Raw genomic sequence first — 18,857 nt, forward strand, 5'->3', positions numbered from 1 at the left:
CGAATGGTCGTCCTGGTGCACCTAATCCTTACAATAGTGATACACCTGTACATGACGCTATAAATTCTGACGCGTTTTGATGAGAACCTGCATGGCAGAAATTATGCAACGGTATCCGCATCATCTACCCATTCAAGTTTTTCTGTAAATTCAGCCATCAATGGCGATCGAGTAGGAACGTGGTGGAATGATGATACGATAAACCAATATCCCGATTGGATAGAAGTGGAGTTCGATGGTTTAAAGGTGATTGAAGAAATCAATGTCTTCACCTTGGCAGACCAAACGATGAATCCCGGTGTTATTACACTTTATACCACCTTCTCACAATATGGCATTGTTGATTTCGATGTGCAGTACTGGGATGGAACGACTTGGTTGGCTGTTCCAGAATGATACGTTGTACTTATGGTATTCCACTCAAATTGGCGGAACTCCTTATAGTTATTATCAGGATAGTATCAGATACATGACACGAGATTGATAGACAGTTTAAGTAAACCCTTAACTAAAGGAGCTGTAGCGCTAAATTAGCGCACAGCTCCTTTGTATGAAAAAATGGCAATTAACATCTATTAAAAAGCAAACTGCCTAAGATTTTAGGTCATCTGGTCTGAGGAATATTCGGGCAACTATCATAAGATGCACGTCCATTTCCCGTTCATCATGAGGTAATGGTTAAGGCAGCATCGCTGGCCTAACGATGATCTCACTAACCAACGTATCACTAGGTTCATTAATGGCAAAGGCAATGGCTCTGGCAATACTGTAAGGGGACATCCCTACATCCTTAAGCTGGCTAGTCTTTTCCAGTATCTCCGGGCTGGTGATACTGTTGAAAAGCTCGGTTTTCGTCAGCCCGGGAGCAATTACTGTAGACCGAATGCGAGAAGTCGGGGATTCCTCCTGACGTAATCCTTCTGCAATGGCTCTTACGGCGAACTTGGTTGCCGAATACACTGCTGATGTCGGGGCAACTTGATAACCTGCTGTTGAGGATAGGCTGATGATATGGCCGGACTGCTGTTCTCGCATGGTGGGCAACACCGCCGCGATGCCGTATAGAACGCCTTTGATGTTCACATCAATCATTCGATCCCACTCTTCAACGCGTAGTTCATGCAGTTGAGAAGCGGGCATTACTCCTGCGTTATTGATCAAGACATCAATTCGACCATAGGTATTCAAAGCAAATCTGGCCAAATCTTGCATATCTCCAGCGGAAACAACATCGGCTTTTACAGAAATGGCCTCACCGGAACGATGAAAATGGAACATGCGGTAAGGACCGATCGTCGCATTCTCCGAACGAAACAATCCATTACCAGGTCTTTTTTGGAGCTTTTCTCGGAAAAGGATTTTGAACAAATTACCATTCATGAGATCGCCGATCGTGCCAATGTAAATCGAGGAACCATTTATTTGCATTATCAAGATAAATACGATCTATTGGACAGCTGCATTGAGGATCACATGAACGAATTGATCTCGCTGTGCACAAGATGGGAAGCTGTGGAGGTCGATCAAGGGCCAGTGCATGAGGCAACACCGGTATTTAATTATTTTCGGGAGCATTTCGCATTCTTTTCCGCAATGTTTTCCAATCAAAGGGCCTTAATATTCCGGGACCGATTACAGCATTTTATCTCCGTCAGTCTAATGGATAAAACGAAAAAGACCAATCATAAGCTCGATGTCGATGATGAAATCGCCGCCCAATTTATGGCCTCTGCCTTTGTTGGCATTGTGGAATGGTGGATCCGTAATCAAATGCCGCGTTCTGCGGAATATATGGCCGATCAGGTGAGGAAATTATTTGACAAAAATCAGGTTTAACCAATTGCCGCTGCGTATCCATGAGCTTCAGAAGGCTTTTAAGGGAGGGGGGAGGGAGATCGAGATTCCAGTGTGGTTCCGACAAGCGATCCAGCGGCGGTGGGTGGATGTGGTGGCGCAAGCGGAGGTCGAACCCGGGCTGAGCCAGCTGCGGATAGAGGAAGAAGAGGCGTTCGAGACGCTATATGCCACACTCTCGGACAAGGGGCTGCCACGGCTTATGGCGCCTGGGAGGAGAAGCACTATCGCTATGAAGCCGCTGTGCAGGAGCTGTTATACCTCAGGGGTATTCAGGACGGCATGGAACTGGCAGTGGGGATGCTAAGTCCGACTACTCGACCGGACGAAGACGATAAGCCCGGCAAAGAAGCTTGATTGCTCAAGCTTCAGCGGTCTTGTATTTTCCTTATCTTTCGGCGAGCTGCTCGATGGGACCAAGCACCGTATCGACGCACCCATGTTAAAGTTTTCTTTACATTTCATATAGGGGCTGATCTATGATGTTAAGATGATTGAAAAACATCATAGGGAGAATAGGCATGAAAAGAATATTTTCTAGTCTTCTAATTTTCACGATGGTAGTTAGTATGTTTTTTTCGTCAATGGAGTGGAAGGCAACAGCATCCGGTGAGGAGGCTCCCAGGTTTGAAGCAGTCGATATTACGGATACGACAGCGACTTTGGAATGGGGCCACATTGATGGAGCGGTCAGCTATTCATTGCATCTATTCGGGACGGAGCTTTTTGGTTTTACGACAGATAAGTTCCGTCATGAGGTGACAGGTTTGACGCCTAACATGGTACAAGAAGCGACGCTGTATTACCGGGATGCCGCTGATGAGACGTTCGAATTAAAGCTTGAATTTACCACAGCTCCATTGGTTTTAGCAGCTCCGGCGAATATAAGGGTTTTGAATGTCACTACAAATAGTGCTGAGATTCATTGGGACCATAATCCGTTTGCGATTAGATATGAGGTGGAGGTTGATGGCGAATTTGCAGGAGGTGTGGACCAGAGTCCCTATTCCATTCGTGATCTGACAGAGAATACGACCTATGACGTAAAGGTGTATGCATCCTATGGTCACCAGTATTCTTCTGCTGCAGCAATTGAATTCACAACAACCGGAGGCTCTTGGCCTGATGCTGCGGAAGTGAACCTGAGAGCAGTGGATGTCACGGCTACGACTGCAACGCTAGTGTGGAATGAAATCCCTGCGGCTACGGAATACCGTTTATTCGATGGTGAGGATGTTGAACAGCGTGTGACGGCTGCTTCCTATGAGCTTACGGGTCTATCTCCGAATACAGCCTATGCCTTCTCGTTGATTGCCAGTCATGCCACAGCGTCTTCGAGTGAATATACGCATACGTTTACGACTGCCCCAGCGCCACCTACAGGCTTGACGGCGACAGCAGGCGATGCACAAGTGCGTCTTGCTTGGGACGCAGCAACGGGTGAGGGGTACACTTATCATGTGAAGCGCAGCACAACGTCAGGTGGTTCGTATGCGACGATCGCGGCCAGTGTGACCGCGGCGACCTACCAAGATACCACAGCAGTAAACGGAACGACTTATTATTATGTCGTCACTACGGTGAATCAGGGATTGGAAAGCGCCAATCCCAACGAGGTTCGTGCGCGACCCACGGCAACTATTATTGTACCAACACAACCCATCACAGGAACAATTGTACCAATAGTCCCCATAACAGGAGCAATAGTAACCGAAGACAATTCACCCATTCCATCAGATAGGAATAACAGTACGGTCATATTGAAGGTGGACTCTACGATCGAGCAAACCGAGGATGGCAGAACCATTTCAACGACTACCGTCGACCCGGCTGAGTTGCAAAAAGCAATAGATGCGCTCAAGTCCACCTCAGGCACACCAACAATTATCATTGACGTACCTGGTAATGGGGAGATAACGAATATCCTGCTTGGCGCTGGAATGATTGCAGAACTACAAGCTCAAGTTCCTTCTGCATTGGTTTCGGCACGAGTGGATAGCGTGACTTACGATCTTCCTGTAAAAGCTCTCGATCTTCCGGCCATGGCAGAGAAATTAGGAGCGGAAGTGGAGGAGATGAACATCAATATTACGATTGATAAGGTGAGCGGATCGTCTCTTACAGCTATTGAGCGTGCAGCGAATCAATCGGGACTTCAACAAATTTCTGAAGCGGTAGACTTTCATGTAACAGCAGAATCAAACGGCAATACAACATCCATAGATGATTTTGGAAACGTGTATGTATCTAGGGAAATTCTACTTAGCAAAGAAATTACCAGCTCCGCTACGGGTGTCTTATACAATCCGACGCTTGGGACATTCTCGTTCGTTCCGAGTACCTTCAAAGTCAGCGCAGATAATACAACGATAGCGACGCTTAAGCGTACAAGTAACAGTATTTACACCGTAGTTCAATTTAGTAAAACCTTCGAAGATTTGAATGGACACTGGGCCAGAGCAGATGTAGAATTGCTTGCCTCCAAACTGGTGGTCAAAGGAAGGTCAGACGATCGCTTTGAACCTGAACATGAGATAACCCGCGCAGAATTTGCATCGCTCTTAGTACGTGCCATGGGGCTCTCTGAGGACAACACGGCCAGATTCTCGGATGTCCAATCGACGGATTGGTTCGCAGGTGCAGTCAATGCAGCAGCGAAAGCGGGATTTGTTGATGGTCTTGAAGACGGTACCTTTGGACCCGGTGTCAACATTACCCGTGAGCAGATGGCGGTGATGATCATTCGTGCCATGAGTTTCGCCGGCCAAGAGCCAACCACCAATGCCGAAGGCTTGTCCGTATTCACTGACAGTCAACATATTAGCGACTGGGCTAAAGATGCCGTTGCTCAATCTGTGAGTGCAGGCGTGATCTATGGTAAAACAGCCCCCACCTTCTCGCCCAAAGAGAATGCTAGCCGTGCAGAAGCGACGGTGATGCTGAAGCGGATGCTCCACATTTTACAGTTCATTAACTAGCCATGAAGGCAGAAATAGGAGAGAGGGGCGAAGAGCCCCTCTTCGTTATACCTCAGGGGCCCTACCTGTTTCACATTACTTAGTAGCCACTGGAACCGAAATGTTATTGCCGACAGTGGCTGCCATTTTGACGATGGCTTTCGGATCGGAATTGCGAACATTCACATCGATACGAGGCGTGTAGGCTTGCTCCAACCGCGCAGCCTCAGCGTCTGTCAGCTTGATCGCGACAGCTTTGAGCGCATCATCGATGTGGCTCGTTTTGGTCGCTCCTACGATGGGCGCAGCCACAACAGGATTGCGATACAGCCAGGCAAGCGCGATCTCCGCCAGGTCCTTCACTTGAAGAGACTCTTGAAAATGATTCAAAAGGTGCTGGATGGCGTGTTGGATATGGATAGCAGGCGTGCCGTCCGTCACAATCTGTCTAAGGGAGCGACCATGCTCGCTTTGCAGCACCCGGTATAAAATTTCTTTGGTAAACAACGGGGCAAGCACGGGGATGTCCGCCGGTTTATCCAGCAGGCCAATCAGTCTCACGACAGCATCCAGCAAAGAGACATCCAATGCCGCCACGTTCAAGCTGCGGCTGGACGTCCCTTTGTGACTTCCCGCTGGCGCGTCATCGCTTAGTAGCGCTAAGATATCGCTGCGTGTAAATTCAATTTTACAGGACAGATTGGGGACTTCAGCGGAAGCTTCAAGCACCTCGGCGGTGATTGGCAGATCCATGGAGGCCACAAGGTAATTCGGAGGACCATACCTGAAACGCTCTTGGCCAAACAAGATTAGAAATGTCGGTCGTAAGAGTCCCTTCACTGGAGGTATGACGATTGACGAGCGCTGCAAGCTCTTTTTGCAAAGCATGGAATGGAATAGTCATAAGATCCTCTCACAAAGTTTTTTTATTTTCAATTAAGAACTGCTATATGTTCAAGGATATCACAAACGGAGATGTTCGTGGGTTCCCTTGCTTGCATAGTTATGGTTGATTGCATCGGTATTTCAGGTGATAATACGATGATAGAGCATAGCCGTTTTTTTGAGCGGGGCATTCGAAAGGGGATTATCCGTTATGGTGTTGCATAAGTTCAGATTTGCTCGACTTGTTTATTTAACCTCCTCACGAATCATCCTTTTAAGTTTTGCAATCCCGATCTTATTGGGAGCCATTTTGCTAGCTTTGCCCGTCTCATCAGCGAACGGCAGCAGCGTGGGATGGCTGGACGCGCTTTTCACATCCACATCCGCCGTATGTGTTACGGGTTTGGTTGTAGTGGACACGGGTACTGCCTTCTCTCTTTTCGGGCAAATTGTAATTATGTGTCTGATTCAGATTGGCGGTCTTGGATTTATGACTTATAGTGTGCTGGTAGCGGTCGTATTAGGCAAAAAAATAGGTTTGAAGAATCGCTTGCTTATTCAGCAATCAACAAATGCCCTGTCCACTCAGGGAGTTGTAAGGCTGTCGCTTGGCATTTTTGCGGCAGCTCTTGTTATTGAGGCGTTTGGGACGATTTTTCTGACCATTCGCTGGATGGGCGATATGGACTTTGTAACCGCGCTTTATTACGGCATTTTCCATTCTATTTCTTCTTTCAACAACGCAGGGTTTGCTTTATGGCCCGACAGCTTGAGCAGATATGTGGGAGATCCGCTCATCAATGTAGTGATCACGCTGCTTTTTATATTTGGCGGTCTGGGGTTTACGGTCATTATTGATCTATGGAAAAAACGGAGCTGGCGGACATTGTCGCTCCACTCCAAAATCGTGCTCTCTACCTCTGGGATATTGTGCGCGGCTGGATTTCTTGTGATTGTGGTGATTGAATGGTTTAATCCTGCGACGTCTGGTTCATTGACGTGGTCGGAAAGGCTTTGGGCAGGGTACTTTCAGGGAGTCGTAACGAGAACGGCCGGGTTTAACACCGTTGATATCGCTTCGATGATGACCGCTTCACAATTTTTTATGATCTTTCTGATGTTCATTGGCGCTTCATCCGGTTCGACCGGCGGGGGGATCAAGACGACGACATTTGTCGTTTTGCTGCTCACCTTGATCAGTATTGTGAAAGGTAAGCGAGATGTTCAAATCATGCGACGGAGAATTTCTCAAGCTATTGTTATGCGCGCCTTGGCCGTCATGGTTATTTCCGTGAGTGTGGTGATTGCAGTAACCTTTCTTCTTACGCTAAGTGAGCATAGTCTGCAAAAGGATTTTATGGAGGTGCTTTTTGAAGTCACTTCGGCATTCGGGACAGTAGGCTTATCCATGGGGATGACTCCAGAGCTTTCCATGCTCGGTAAGCTGCTCATTATTCTCACCATGTTTATCGGCAGGCTCGGGCCATTGACGCTAGTATTTGCATTGTCGCAAAAACAAAGTCAGGAGAAGTTCCGGTATCCCGAGGAGAAAGTTCTCATTGGCTAGAGTGGCACCCGGTTTCTATCGTCCACGTCATGAGTAAGGAGAGGATGATCGAGATGAGACGGGGGCTGCCACGGCTTATGCCGCCTGGGAGGAGAAGCACTACCGCGATGAGGCAGCGGTTCAGGAGTTGCTTTACCAGAAGGGAATCCAGGACGGCATGGAGCTGGCAGTGGATCGTGAGCAACCGGGCGTCAGCGTCGTCAAGTGGCGGGAGTATTCATGAGACGCGGTAAAGGGATGCCCAGCTTTTTTGCTTCTCTCACAACTTCAGCTACCGCAAAGCCTTCTTTACTATTGTTGTATTCGATGAAAAGCCGGGGTAAGCTGCCCTTTGCCATAATAACCTTGGTGAAAAGCGGGCCAAGAAGTACCGGTGGAATCTTGGTCAGCAGCAGCAAAATCATATCACTTTTTGCGCCTCTTGCTTTTAGGACAGGGGTCATTTCCCTCATATGCTTACCCACATTTGCGAATGAGTCGCTATGGTTTAAGAGCGCTGAGAAACTTCCGCGTTTTAACACCTCGGTCTCCATCGCTGCATTCATGGCAAAGTGAATCCATAGCCAGTTTTGCATATCTTTGATCCAACTAATTTTAAAATGGGCACTTTCGAATAGCTCTTTGATCTTGTTGTTTATCTGTTCTGTGCCTGTCCGTGGCTTTTCCAGAAATACCATTTTCAAAAAGCCGCCTCTAAGCTTTTTGTCCGCGATGCCGCCCCCTGCTGCTGGAAACCCAAAGACCACTTGGTTCATGGACAATGGGGAGATCGCTGATTTCAAATCTTGCCAGATGTTATTGAAGATGAGGACAGGGGTCGTTCCTGCAACCGTCGATAGGAATCGTGCGGCTTCTGGAAGTTGTTCCGTGTTGACACTCACAATGATGAGGTCATAACCGGGGCTGATCTCCTCATGCAGCTTGACGTTCCAGTTTTCTTGTATGAGCTGTTTCCCTCTTCGTGCGTCCCACATCTCAAGCTGTATACTGCTTCCGAAGGTTTTTTTTCTCCCTTTCCTGACGTAGAACTCAACGGTATGCCCTGCCTGTTCAAAAGCCCAAGCATATTGGGTCGATATGACACCTCTGCCGAAAAATAAAATTTTCATGTTAGCCTCCCCCAAAATAGTTGATGATCCAACAACGTGTTGTATAATCATATTGTATGAATTCCTTATCCGGTCATCAACCATCAGATTACGAATATCTGTCGGATCATCGATCGAACAGAACATGGAGGCCAATCATGAAGAAGCAGCCTGAACTGACGGACAAAACAAGGCAGACCTTTATCAATGTATTCTGTGATTTATATAGCCAAAAACCGATTGAAAAAATATCCGTTCAAGAGATTGCTAAACAATCCGGATATAATCGCAGTACCTTTTACCAATACTTTACGGATATCTATGCTTTGTTGGACTATGTGGAAGAGCGTGTCCTGGCCTCCATTAAAGAGGAAATGGCAAGCAGAGAGCTTTCTACCCATACGTTCCAAGATGCCCTGCAATGCTTGGAAAATGCAGAGGAAATCTCCGTTTTGAAAGCCCTCTTGGGCGACTATGGTGCGGTTCATTTTATTGCACGGCTGAAAAGAGAAATTCCCTTTGAGCGATTGATTATGGACTTTCCCGCAAATGATGCCTTGGCACCCTACATCATTGAGTTTTACATCTCAACCCTAATATCTATGTTTCGCCTGTGGATACGCAACGGCAAAGATCTATCGTCGGAAGAATTGGTCAAGTTGATCGATAACCTGTTTGCAAATGGGATCACATCGTATCATATCTTTGGTATGAACCATCCGCGCTGAGCGATAAGAAATCCCGAATTGAGGGAGCCAAGGCAGAGACAAGCAAAGAAATTGCCATCCGACTTTCTGGACCGCAGACCAAGCGAATTCATCCCGGTCGCAGCCGGTTGGATCGGCCCAACTCAAGCACGACAAAACACGACCGACTTTGGTTCGTGTTTTTTTGTTGTCATTCATGGTATACGCTGCCTATGCGCTCAGACAATTTCAGATAATTCTAAGATATTTCTGCTACATTGATTTGATAAGTTATTAAATGAACCCACATGAAGGGGAGATCACCATGTATACCATTCATCTTGTCGAGGATGAGGTTAGTTTGAATCAGCTTATCTGTTCCTACCTGCGGCGGGAAGGCTGGCATGTCGTTTCCTTCACGGACGGCGGGGAAGCGATAGCTGCGATTGGGCAAGAGCCTCATCTGTGGATACTCGATATTATGCTTCCAGGCATGGACGGGTATCAGCTGATTCGAGAAATCCGGAGCATACACGAGTCCATCCCGGTCATCTTTATATCGGCACGGGATTCCGATCTGGATCGGATTAACGGCTTGGAGCTGGGCAGTGATGATTATCTGGCTAAGCCATTCCAGACCCGTGAACTCATCATCCGTGTCCGCAAGCTGATGGAGCGCGTGTATGGGAGGACAGGTCCTGCGCAGTTGACGGATTCGCCTCTCGGGCAGGTTGACTATCCGCCCTATACGATTGATCGACAAGTCCGCATGGTGAAGGATAGCTCGGAAACGGAAGTGGAACTGACGGCCAAGGAATTTGATCTGCTGCTCTATTTTGTGTCGCATGCCGGACAGGTCGTGCAACGCGAAGGCATACTCAATGAGATATGGGGCAGGGATTACTTTGGCTCTGACCGTGTAGTGGACGATCTCATTTGGCGATTGCGCAAGAAAATGCCGGAGCTGCGGCTGGAAACGCTATACGGCCTCGGTTACAGGCTGGTGAAAAGATGAAGCATTGGCCTTTAGCGATCAAAATATGGTTCGTCTTCGCCGCTTTGTTGCTGTTCATTTTTTTGATGGTGGCCTTGGTTCTCCCTTATTTACTAAAAAGCTTTTTTACCGAGCAAACCTATGCGATGATTCGCGATGCCCAACAGCAGTTAAACGTTGTCACGGGGATTTTTGACAAGGGAGGGGGGCACATCAGGTTCAATGACAAAGGCGATGTGGAAATCGCCCTATCCCTGCCAACAGAGCAAGAAGAGACGAACGGTGATAGAGGGGAGCGAGACATCGAAAAATTTGAGTCTACCGGATACGTGGGAGGGCCTGCTATTGGCCATCTGTTTATGGTGGAGGGGGAATCCTTTTTTTTGAACCGCGACAGGAGCTTGCCTGAGCCCTTGACCAAGCGGCTGGAGCAGGAGGCTGCAGAACAGGTTAAGCAGGTGGAGTCGAACGTGCTCCAAGCCCAGGGCCAGACCCTGTTTTACTCCATCTCCAAAACCGTGAACGGCGGCTCCGGCGTGTTGATCTCCTTTGCCTGGGCCGAGTATCGCAATGAGATGGTCGGAACGATGTTCCGTCACTTGCTGCTGCTCCTCATCGTATTGCTGCTGATCAGCTCGATTCCCTGTATCTGGCTCGCCCGTTATTTATCCCATCCGCTTACCCGAATGGAGCGCCAGGTGAAACGAATGTCAGAAGGCAACTGGCATGAGCCGTTCGAATCGGGGAGAAGAGATGAGATCGGCCAGCTGTCCCGCGCCTTCGACGAGATGCGCCAGCGGCTGCTGCGCCAAGATGAGACCCAGCAAGTACTGCTGCAGAATATCTCCCATGAATTAAAGACGCCTGTGATGATTATCCGCACCTATGCGCAGTCCATCATCGATGGCATTTATCCGCGAGGATCATTGAAGGGCAGCGTGGACACCATCCTGCAGGAAACGGACCGGCTGATGGAGCGGGTATACGAGCTGCTGTCGCTTAGCAGGCTGCAATACGTGTCGTCGCGCGAAGTTCCCCACCGTTGGTTTAACGTCGATGACGTGGTGCGGGACACGGTCGAGCGGCTGCGACTCCGCAGGCCGGACATTCATTGGGTGGTAAACCCGCCGTCTTGGCGTATTCATGGCAATGTCGACCAATGGAAGATCGTGTTTGAGAATCTGCTTGATAATCAAATTCGGTATGCCAGTCAACAAATATCCATTACGGCTGCTGTGGATGATGACCGGGAGCGTGTCCTCGAAATCCGCAATGACGGACCGCAACTGGACCCCATACTGCTGAAAGGTCTGTTTGAGCCGTATCGCATGGGCGCGAAGGGTCAGTTCGGGCTCGGTCTGTCCATCGTCCGGCAACTATTGAATAGCTGCGGGACACAGATCGAGGTGAGCAATGAACAACACGGCGTCATCTTTCGGCTGGTGCTTCCCGAGGAGGATATAGCGTGAAGAACAATGCGATTCCTAATCGCTTCAACCGCCGGTTCACCCGGTTCATCCGATCCGAGTCGGTCAGTGCCTTCTGGTTATTGGCTCCGAGCTTGGCAGGATTCTCCCTCTTCTACCTCATCCCGTTCGGCCAGAGCGTGCTGAACTCGTTCCAGGACAGGTGGGGAGAAGGCTACACGTTGTCTAACTACGAAGAGCTGCTCCTGAGCTCCTCGTTTCAGAAAGCGGCGTCCAACACGTTCTGGTTCACCGCGATCAGCGTCCCCCTGCTAGTCGTGCTTTCGCTCTTGCTGGCGCTGCTCTTGAATCAGCGGGTGTTCATCCGGCATTGGCTTCGCACCGCTTATGTCCTGCCGCTTGTCGTACCGGTCGCTTCGATCGTGCTTGTCTGGCACATTCTCTTCGATTGGAATGGCGCAGTAAACGCCGGTTTGCAGCATGTTGGCCTTGACCGCCAGGACTGGATGAAATCCGAATGGGCCGGTTTTGTGATTATTCTGGTCTACATATGGAAAAACATTGGTTACAATGTGATCCTGTTTCTGGCCGGCTTGCAGAACATTCCGGGACAATATTATGAAATCGCCGATCTGGAAGGGGCCGGTCCGGTGCGCAAGCTGTTCGGCATTACGCTCACCTATTTGACGCCGACGACGTTTCTGGTGGTGCTGATGTCCGTGCTGAATTCCTTCAAGGTGTTTCGCGAGACGTATCTCATCGCCGGCGCTTATCCGCACGACAGGATTTATATGATGCAGCATTACATGAACAATATGTTTTTGTCCCTCGATATCCAGAAGGTTTCGTCTGCGGCGGTGCTCATGGCGTTCTGTATTATGGCGCTCGTGTTCGTCCTGTTCCGCACGGAGCGGGTGTTCCGCTCTTATATGGAGTAAGGGCAAGAAAGAGGTGAAGGACGTGACCAAGGGATGGATCGCACTGCTGTTGCGCTCGATACTGTTAATCCCCATCGCGGTTCTGCTGCTGATGCCTGTCGTCTTGACCGTCGTCAATTCCTTGATGACGGAGCGGGAGCTGATGGCGAATTACGGCATGCTGGGCAAAACCGATACGAGCCTCTTCGTCAATCTGAAATGGATTCCCGACTGGGTATCCTTCCAGCAGTATGACAAAGCCTTGATCGCGACGCCGAGGTTTCTGTACCTGTTCTGGAATTCCGTCTATATGGTGGTGCCCATCATCTTCGGACAAGCTCTGGTGGCCACCCTTGCTGCATTCGCATTCGGAAAGCTGCGTTTTCCGGGCAGGGAAGGATGGTTTCTGCTCTATCTGATGACGATGCTGATGCCGTTCCAGGTCACACTCGTGCCCAATTACTTGATGGCTGATCGGCTGGGCCTCCTGAATCATGCCAGCTCCATCATCCTGCCCGGCGTGTTCGCCCCCTTCGGCGTGTTCCTGCTCAGGCAATTCATGCTCCACATCCATTCGTCTTATATCGAAGCGGCCAAGATGGACGGGGCGGGGATGCTGCGCATACTCGTATCGGTTGCACTGCCGATGGTGAAGCCGGGCATTGCCGCACTCGTCGTCCTCCTGTTTGTCGACTATTGGAATATGGTCGAGCAGCCGCTTATCTTTCTCCAGGATGCCGCGATGCAGCCGCTATCGGTTTATCTCGCCAGTATTCAGGAAGAGCTGCTCAGCGTATCGTTTGCCGTGTCGGTGGTGTATATGATGCCGATGGTGCTCCTGTTCTTAAGCGCCGAACGGTATTTTATTGAGGGAATCCAGCTTTCCGGTGTGAAAGGCTGAGCGAAAGGAGAGTGGCATCATGGTACAGCGGAAACAGCGGATCGCCGGCGTGGCGCTGGGGGTGTTTCTCCTGGTACTGGCTGGATTCACGTTGTTCAGCCAGACGCTTCAAACCGCCCTGCTGCCCAAAGTGACAACAGCGAAGCCTGTAAAGAAAACGTTGTCTCATCATATCGAAGGCAGCGGCCTGATCACGCCGCGCCAGCAGCTAGAATTGAACAGCGACAGCGGCTGGAAGGTGGAGAAGGTGCATGTGGACAATGAAGAAGATGTCAAGAAGGGGCAGATTCTTGTTACTTTTGATGGAACAGAGATGAAGCAGCAGCTGCTCGATGCGGAGGACGACCTGAAGAAAAGAGAGTTGAACCGGGAGGTGCTGAAAGAACAGTTTATAGCCGCTCAGCACGGAGGAGACGATCGTGAGATCCGCAAGGCGATACGGGACCTTGAATTGGAGCGGATCGACGCTGACATGGCGAAGCGAAGAATGGAAACCCTGCGCCAAGAGCTGGCGCGAAAAAGCACGCTGACTGCGCCTGTGGACGGCAGGGTGACCAATCTTCAAGCCGAAGCGGGGATGGGGATCCCCCAAGGCCAGCCGTTGCTAACGCTGGTAGAAACCGGGAAGGGATTTCAGTTCTCTTTTACGGTAGCCAAAGAACTCGCCGATCTGATGCGAATCGACGAGAAGGTGCCTGTGCACGTGGATGAGGATATGTCCCTGGAGATCGAAGGGACGGTCGCCGAAATCAAAGACGCTCCATCGGGTAACGGCGGCGGCATGCCGGATGATGAAGGCGGCGGCGCCAAGGATCAGAAAACGATTGTCGTCCACGTTCCGGGAGACCATCTCAAAGGAGGTGAGTCCAGCCGCGTCAGCTTGAAGAAGCCGTTTCAAGAGCAGGGCCTGGTCATCGATAAGAACTGGCTCAAAAAAGATGGCACCGGAAGCTATGTGTTTGTCGTGCGCGAGAATCGAAGCTCACTCGGCAACACCTATACGGTTCAGAAGGCTTATGTAACGACGGGGAAGGAGGACGGCGAGGAGATCGTCGTACTCAGAGGCATTTACCCGGAAGAAGACATTGTGACGGAGTCGAGCGAGCCGTTGCAGGAAGGCAACCGCATTCGATTACATTGAGAGGATGATTCAAGTGAAAAAAATAGGGTTTTTCGTCATGCTGTCCATCATGCTGCTGGTATCGGCTTGTTCCGGAAACGGAGGAAATGCTCCTACAGACGATTCCACAGGCGATGCCAATCGGTTGACGGATGGCGGCAAAAAAACCGTCGTCGTCTCTGTCCTGCAGAATAATCGGTTTTTGGAAACGGCTGTGCGGTTATTTGAAGAAAAGCATAAGGATATTCAGATCGAGATCAATGAATACAAAGCATCGGAAGTGACGGAAGGCGGCATGGCCAGAGAGGCTCTCCCGATGGCAGACATCGAAAAGTACGTGCAATCGGTGACGACGCAGGTGATATCCGGCAAAGGATCCGATCTTATCCTAATGAACAACCTGCCCCAAGACAAGTTCGTCGACAAAAAGCTGTTGGTCGACTTGAACGATCTGATCGCGAGCGACAGTTCGTTCGATCAAGATGCGTTATATGCCAATATTTTGAAGGCGTCCCAGGACGGGGACGGTCTGTATGTCATGCCGCTCTCCTTTTCGCTTGAGACGGCCCAGGGAAACAGCCGGATACTGGAGAAGGAGAATATTGCAGTCGACAGACATGAGCCCTGGAGCTGGAGCGAATTCAAGGATGTCGCCAAGAAGCTGAAGCAGCAAGCGGATAGCGAAGGATACTACAACCTGGGTATGTCGCCGCTTCTCTATGATTATATTGAAGAAAATTACCCGGAGCTCGTCAGACAAGGCCAGGCCAATTTCGACTCGGAGCTGTTCCGCAGCATGATGAAGGAAATCAAGTCCATCTATGACGAAGGCTTGTTCAGCGAAGGATTTACGGCCGATGCCGGTAAAGCGGTATTCCAAATGGTGGGCATCTTCAACCCTAGAGCAATGTTAATGATGCCATCGGACTTTGAATATTATCTAAAGCCAAGCGCAAGCGGAAACAAGGAAGGCGTCCCGTTCAAGCCGATAGACAGTCTGGGGATCAACAGCAAATCCGACGTCCAAGCGGAAGCATGGGCATTCATCAAATTTTTGCTTTCCGATGAAATGCAAGCTTCGCCGGATCTCTTTGGATTGCCGATGCATAAAGGCGCCATGGATATGAAATTGAACGAAGTGTTGCAATTAATCGAGAACGGGGCCCCTGATCTGCCGATCCCGGAAGACATGCTGCCGAATACCGAAACGGTGGAAAAGCGGATTGCCGACATACAGCAGCTAATTTCGGAGGCGGGCCTTCGCAGATCCAGCGATATGAAAGTGTTAACGATCGCTATGGAGGAGTTCGAAAGCTATTTAAACGGACAGAAATCCGCAGAAGAAGTCAGCAAGCTGATCCAGAACCGAGTGACCACGTATTTGAATGAGTAACGAAATCCAGCAACAGGGCATGTCGAACGCTGAATGGTTCCAGATGCTATATACCCGCTATTATAGATTGCTTTATTATTGGGCGTATTCGATAACCAGGGATCGCGAGCTCGCCCAGGACGCTGTTCAAGAAACGTTCTTGAAGGCTTATCGTCACATCGGCTCTTTGAAGCGGCAAGACCGGCTCATAGCTTGGCTCATAGCGATTTGCCGCCATGTGGCGATCGATATGTACCGCAAGCGCAGACGGGAATTGTGCTATCAGTCGTTGGAGGACGCCTGCGGGGGCGAAGCCAGCGTGGAACGGACGGTCGTTGAGCAGGATTACCTTCGTGAATTGCTTTCTTCGTTGAAGCCGATCAGCCGGGAGGCGCTGCTGCTCATTTACGTGTATGGCTTGACTTATGAACAACTCGCTGATTGCCAGAGGATATCGGTGAGCGCCGTGAAGTCAAGAATCCACCGGGCGAAACAAAAGGTGCGTGGCGCGGCCTTGCAGATGGATTCCAATGTGGGCATAAATCCCGTCTGGACGGATCCCATGTCTGTCCGCATCTAACGCTGAGGCAAGTTCGTTCAATTCCGATAGAATTCAGAGGAAATTGTGATGGATTCTCTCACTTCGTTCCGCTGATAATAGAGTCAGGCAATCGGTACATACCGATGCTCTGATTCTATAGCGATGAATGGAGGAGGAAACTTGATGTCATTCAAAAAAGTAGTAAGCTTCATGCTGGTAGTAACGTTAATGCTTACGTCTGTTCCTTCAGCTTTGGCGGCGGATCCCGGAACGGAGTACGCCACGTCCTCGCCGGATAGCTCGCTCACGGCCACCATGTACCTGGACGGCGGGGAATTATTCTACACCATCACAAAAGGCAGCGCGACTATCGTCGAACAATCACGGTTGGGTCTAAAAACCAGCGATGCGGATTTCTACTCGGGCATGTCATTCGTATCCACCAGCACAACCTCGTGGAATCATACGTACACGATACCGGGCGGCAAAAAAAGCGTCAACCAGGATAACGGGGTACAACGTGAATATGTCGTGTCGAAGGGCGGGGCTCAGCTTAAAATCATCATGAGGGTATATGATGATGGGTTTGGCTTCCGATACGTTCTTCCTGGGATGGGAGAGACATTCATCGAGGAGGAATATACCGAATACAATCTCCCTGACGGAACGGGCGGATGGGGGCATCCGCCGGTAAATACGTACGAAGGAACCTGGGAATACTACGATCCCGCTACGTTAGACACCAGTACGGTTTCTATGCCGTTCCTGGCCTCGATTAACAACAATGCGTATTGGGCGTTATTGACGGAAGCGAATGTATATAACGCGGACGGGACGTATTGCCCGTCGATCCTCACCGGCAACCCGGGACAGAGCATGACGTTTTCCTGCGGGGAGGATCAAGCGATGTATGGATCGCAGATTCAAGCGGCCTTGCCTTTTCAGACGCCTTACCGGGCCGTGATGGTCACGGACAATCTGAACGATCTGGTCAATTCGACCCTGGTGCAGAACCTGAATCCGGAGTCGAAGATCGCCGACACCAGTTGGATCAAACCGGGGATCGCGGCATGGTCCTGGTGGAGCGAGGACTATTACGGCGACCCGAATGTTCCTGAAGGCTATCGTGAAGTGCCATATTCCATGGCGCGCCAAAAAGATTATGTGGATTTCGCAGCTTCCATGGGATGGGACTATGTCACCGTTGACGCGGGATGGGTGAAATGGACCGACGGCACGATTGCGGATCTGGTCGATTATGCCGAGACCAAGGATGTGGGCATCTTCATCTGGGCAAGTCCGTATGTTCATACCCCATATGGAGCGAGCAGGATGAATCTGCGCAAGTGGGCGAGCTGGGGGATTAAAGGCGTAAAAGTAGACATGACGGCAAATGAGTCGCAGGTGGGGATGAGCTTCCTGGAGTCGGTAGCCGACTATTGCGCCGAGCTTGAGCTTATGGTGTACTTCCATAACTCCACCAAGCCGGGCGGAGAGGAACGGACTTGGCCGAATATTATAGGCTCGGAAGGGGTGCTGGGCGCCGAACGCTATAAATTGTATTGGCCGCCGGCGCCAACCGCCGTTCACAATACCACGCTTCCCTTCACTAGAAATGTGCTTGGCTCCATGGATTACACGCCTGTTGCTCTAAGCAACACGAACAAAAATACGACACAGGGCCACCAATTGGCGATGTCTGTCGTATATGAAACCAGAATCCAAAACTATGCGGACTCCATAGACATCTACGCAAACTGGATTGGCACGGAGCTCTTGCGGGTGATACCGGCCTCATGGGATGAGACAAAGCTCCTTGACGGTTTTCCGGGGAGCCACGCGGTTATCGCGAGGCGAAGCGGTTCAGATTGGTATATCGGCGGGATGACCGTAGACGAGAGGACCTTATCGATCCCCCTTTCAAGCTTGAACCTGGATCCTGGCGATTACACGGCTTACGTTTATCAGGACGGAGCTACAGGAGAGTCCATCAGTAAAGAGATCAGTACCGTGACAGCCGCTTCAACGCTGACGATTCCTCTGTTGGAAACCGGCGGAGCCGCCGTGTTGATCTCCAAGACTACCGTACCGAGTATGCCTTATGATCCATATACTTACTATGAAGCGGAAAGCGCTACGCTTGCTGGCGCTGCTAATGTAATAAGCTGCGACAACTGCTCGAATGGCTATAAAGTTGGCAACATGGGCAGTAATGGAGGCACGGTGGAATTCAATGTGACCGTACCAGCAACGGGCGCTTACAAGGTGAAGTTGAATTATCTGGCGGCAGACGAGCGATGGCCCAGCTACAGTCTCAATGGCGGACCGGACACCGTACTTCGAATAAGGCTGGAGTCAGGAAGCTGGAATGTGGTTCGAAGCTATGTGACAACCATGGATTTGACCGCAGGCAGCAATACGATTACGTTCTCCTACCCGGGTTGGGGGGCTGAGATTGACAACTTCGGGATTCTGATCCCGTAAGCAGTCATTGTTTTCGCTTGCTATGGCAGGGCGGACCAGTTAGTCAGTGAACTGACATCTGGTC

General features: G+C 50.1%; 17 protein-coding genes. 14 read left to right on the forward strand and 3 right to left on the reverse strand.

What is annotated here, in order from left to right; translation table 11 throughout:
• Positions 1 to 246 precede the first annotated feature (246 nt).
• Complete coding sequence (locus tag ABC336_RS21310) at positions 247 to 396, forward strand: hypothetical protein (protein WP_413240540.1); 150 nt, start codon at positions 247 to 249, stop codon at positions 394 to 396.
• Positions 397 to 678: 282 nt separating this feature from the next.
• Here ABC336_RS21310 and ABC336_RS21315 read toward each other — a convergent pair whose 3' ends face one another.
• Entirely contained in the window at positions 679 to 1,380 is a 702-nt protein-coding gene (locus ABC336_RS21315; RefSeq protein ID WP_413240541.1) for an SDR family oxidoreductase, read from the reverse strand.
• 93 nt (positions 1,381 to 1,473) lie between these two features.
• Between ABC336_RS21315 and ABC336_RS21320 the strand changes: the two genes are divergently transcribed.
• From ABC336_RS21320 to ABC336_RS21330, 3 genes are all read left to right on the forward strand, one after another.
• Positions 1,474 to 1,836, forward strand: coding sequence for a TetR-like C-terminal domain-containing protein (locus ABC336_RS21320; protein ID WP_413242572.1), 363 nt, complete (start codon positions 1,474 to 1,476; stop codon positions 1,834 to 1,836).
• The gene (locus ABC336_RS21325; protein WP_413240542.1) at positions 1,817 to 2,161 is read left to right on the forward strand and encodes a hypothetical protein; all 345 of its coding nucleotides are present in this window, start codon (positions 1,817 to 1,819) and stop codon (positions 2,159 to 2,161) included. The genes ABC336_RS21320 and ABC336_RS21325 overlap by 20 nt, the downstream gene beginning before the upstream one ends.
• Positions 2,162 to 2,375: 214 nt before the next feature.
• Complete coding sequence (locus ABC336_RS21330) at positions 2,376 to 4,832, forward strand: S-layer homology domain-containing protein (RefSeq protein WP_413240543.1); 2,457 nt, start codon at positions 2,376 to 2,378, stop codon at positions 4,830 to 4,832.
• A 75-nt stretch (positions 4,833 to 4,907) separates the two neighbouring features.
• On the opposite strand, the gene ABC336_RS21335 is transcribed toward ABC336_RS21330, so the two are convergent.
• Positions 4,908 to 5,564 carry an AraC family transcriptional regulator gene (locus tag ABC336_RS21335; protein WP_413240544.1) on the reverse strand — a complete coding sequence of 219 codons (657 nt, stop codon included), beginning with the start codon at positions 5,562 to 5,564 and terminating at the stop codon, positions 4,908 to 4,910.
• A 343-nt stretch (positions 5,565 to 5,907) separates the two neighbouring features.
• On the opposite strand from ABC336_RS21335, the gene ABC336_RS21340 reads away from it, so the two are divergent.
• Complete coding sequence (locus tag ABC336_RS21340) at positions 5,908 to 7,263, forward strand: TrkH family potassium uptake protein (RefSeq protein ID WP_413240545.1); 1,356 nt, start codon at positions 5,908 to 5,910, stop codon at positions 7,261 to 7,263.
• A gap of 200 nt (positions 7,264 to 7,463) precedes the next feature.
• On the opposite strand, the gene ABC336_RS21345 is transcribed toward ABC336_RS21340, so the two are convergent.
• Positions 7,464 to 8,372 (reverse strand): ketopantoate reductase family protein, encoded by a 909-nt coding sequence (locus ABC336_RS21345; RefSeq protein WP_413240546.1) that lies wholly within the window; start codon positions 8,370 to 8,372, stop codon positions 7,464 to 7,466.
• Between the two features lie 137 nt (positions 8,373 to 8,509).
• Here ABC336_RS21345 and ABC336_RS21350 point away from each other — a divergent pair, with 137 nt between their 5' ends.
• The 9 genes from ABC336_RS21350 to ABC336_RS21390 all read left to right on the forward strand — a co-directional run bounded on the left by ABC336_RS21350 (position 8,510) and on the right by ABC336_RS21390 (position 18,793).
• Entirely contained in the window at positions 8,510 to 9,079 is a 570-nt protein-coding gene (locus ABC336_RS21350; RefSeq protein ID WP_413240547.1) for a TetR/AcrR family transcriptional regulator, read from the forward strand.
• Positions 9,080 to 9,362: 283 nt separating this feature from the next.
• On the forward strand, positions 9,363 to 10,052 hold the full coding sequence (locus tag ABC336_RS21355) for a response regulator transcription factor (RefSeq protein WP_413240548.1): 690 nt from the start codon (positions 9,363 to 9,365) through the stop codon (positions 10,050 to 10,052).
• A complete protein-coding gene (locus tag ABC336_RS21360; RefSeq protein ID WP_413240549.1) occupies positions 10,049 to 11,500 on the forward strand; it encodes a sensor histidine kinase in 1,452 nt (483 codons plus the stop codon). Before ABC336_RS21355 ends, ABC336_RS21360 begins: the two co-directional genes overlap by 4 nt.
• On the forward strand, positions 11,497 to 12,396 hold the full coding sequence (locus ABC336_RS21365; RefSeq protein WP_413240550.1) for a carbohydrate ABC transporter permease: 900 nt from the start codon (positions 11,497 to 11,499) through the stop codon (positions 12,394 to 12,396). The genes ABC336_RS21360 and ABC336_RS21365 overlap by 4 nt, the downstream gene beginning before the upstream one ends.
• A 22-nt stretch (positions 12,397 to 12,418) precedes the next feature.
• The gene (locus ABC336_RS21370; protein ID WP_413240551.1) at positions 12,419 to 13,276 is read left to right on the forward strand and encodes a carbohydrate ABC transporter permease; all 858 of its coding nucleotides are present in this window, start codon (positions 12,419 to 12,421) and stop codon (positions 13,274 to 13,276) included.
• 19 nt (positions 13,277 to 13,295) lie between these two features.
• The gene (locus tag ABC336_RS21375; protein ID WP_413240552.1) at positions 13,296 to 14,417 is read left to right on the forward strand and encodes an efflux RND transporter periplasmic adaptor subunit; all 1,122 of its coding nucleotides are present in this window, start codon (positions 13,296 to 13,298) and stop codon (positions 14,415 to 14,417) included.
• Positions 14,418 to 14,430: 13 nt separating this feature from the next.
• Complete coding sequence (locus tag ABC336_RS21380; protein WP_413240553.1) at positions 14,431 to 15,789, forward strand: ABC transporter substrate-binding protein; 1,359 nt, start codon at positions 14,431 to 14,433, stop codon at positions 15,787 to 15,789.
• The gene (locus ABC336_RS21385) at positions 15,782 to 16,348 is read left to right on the forward strand and encodes an RNA polymerase sigma factor (protein ID WP_413240554.1); all 567 of its coding nucleotides are present in this window, start codon (positions 15,782 to 15,784) and stop codon (positions 16,346 to 16,348) included. Before ABC336_RS21380 ends, ABC336_RS21385 begins: the two co-directional genes overlap by 8 nt.
• A gap of 144 nt (positions 16,349 to 16,492) precedes the next feature.
• On the forward strand, positions 16,493 to 18,793 hold the full coding sequence (locus ABC336_RS21390; protein WP_413240555.1) for a glycoside hydrolase family 97 N-terminal domain-containing protein: 2,301 nt from the start codon (positions 16,493 to 16,495) through the stop codon (positions 18,791 to 18,793).
• Positions 18,794 to 18,857: the final 64 nt, after the last annotated feature.

Origin of the sequence: Paenibacillus jepli (genome assembly GCF_047238105.1) — a bacterium.
In the GTDB taxonomy this organism is placed as follows: domain Bacteria; phylum Bacillota; class Bacilli; order Paenibacillales; family Paenibacillaceae; genus Paenibacillus_D.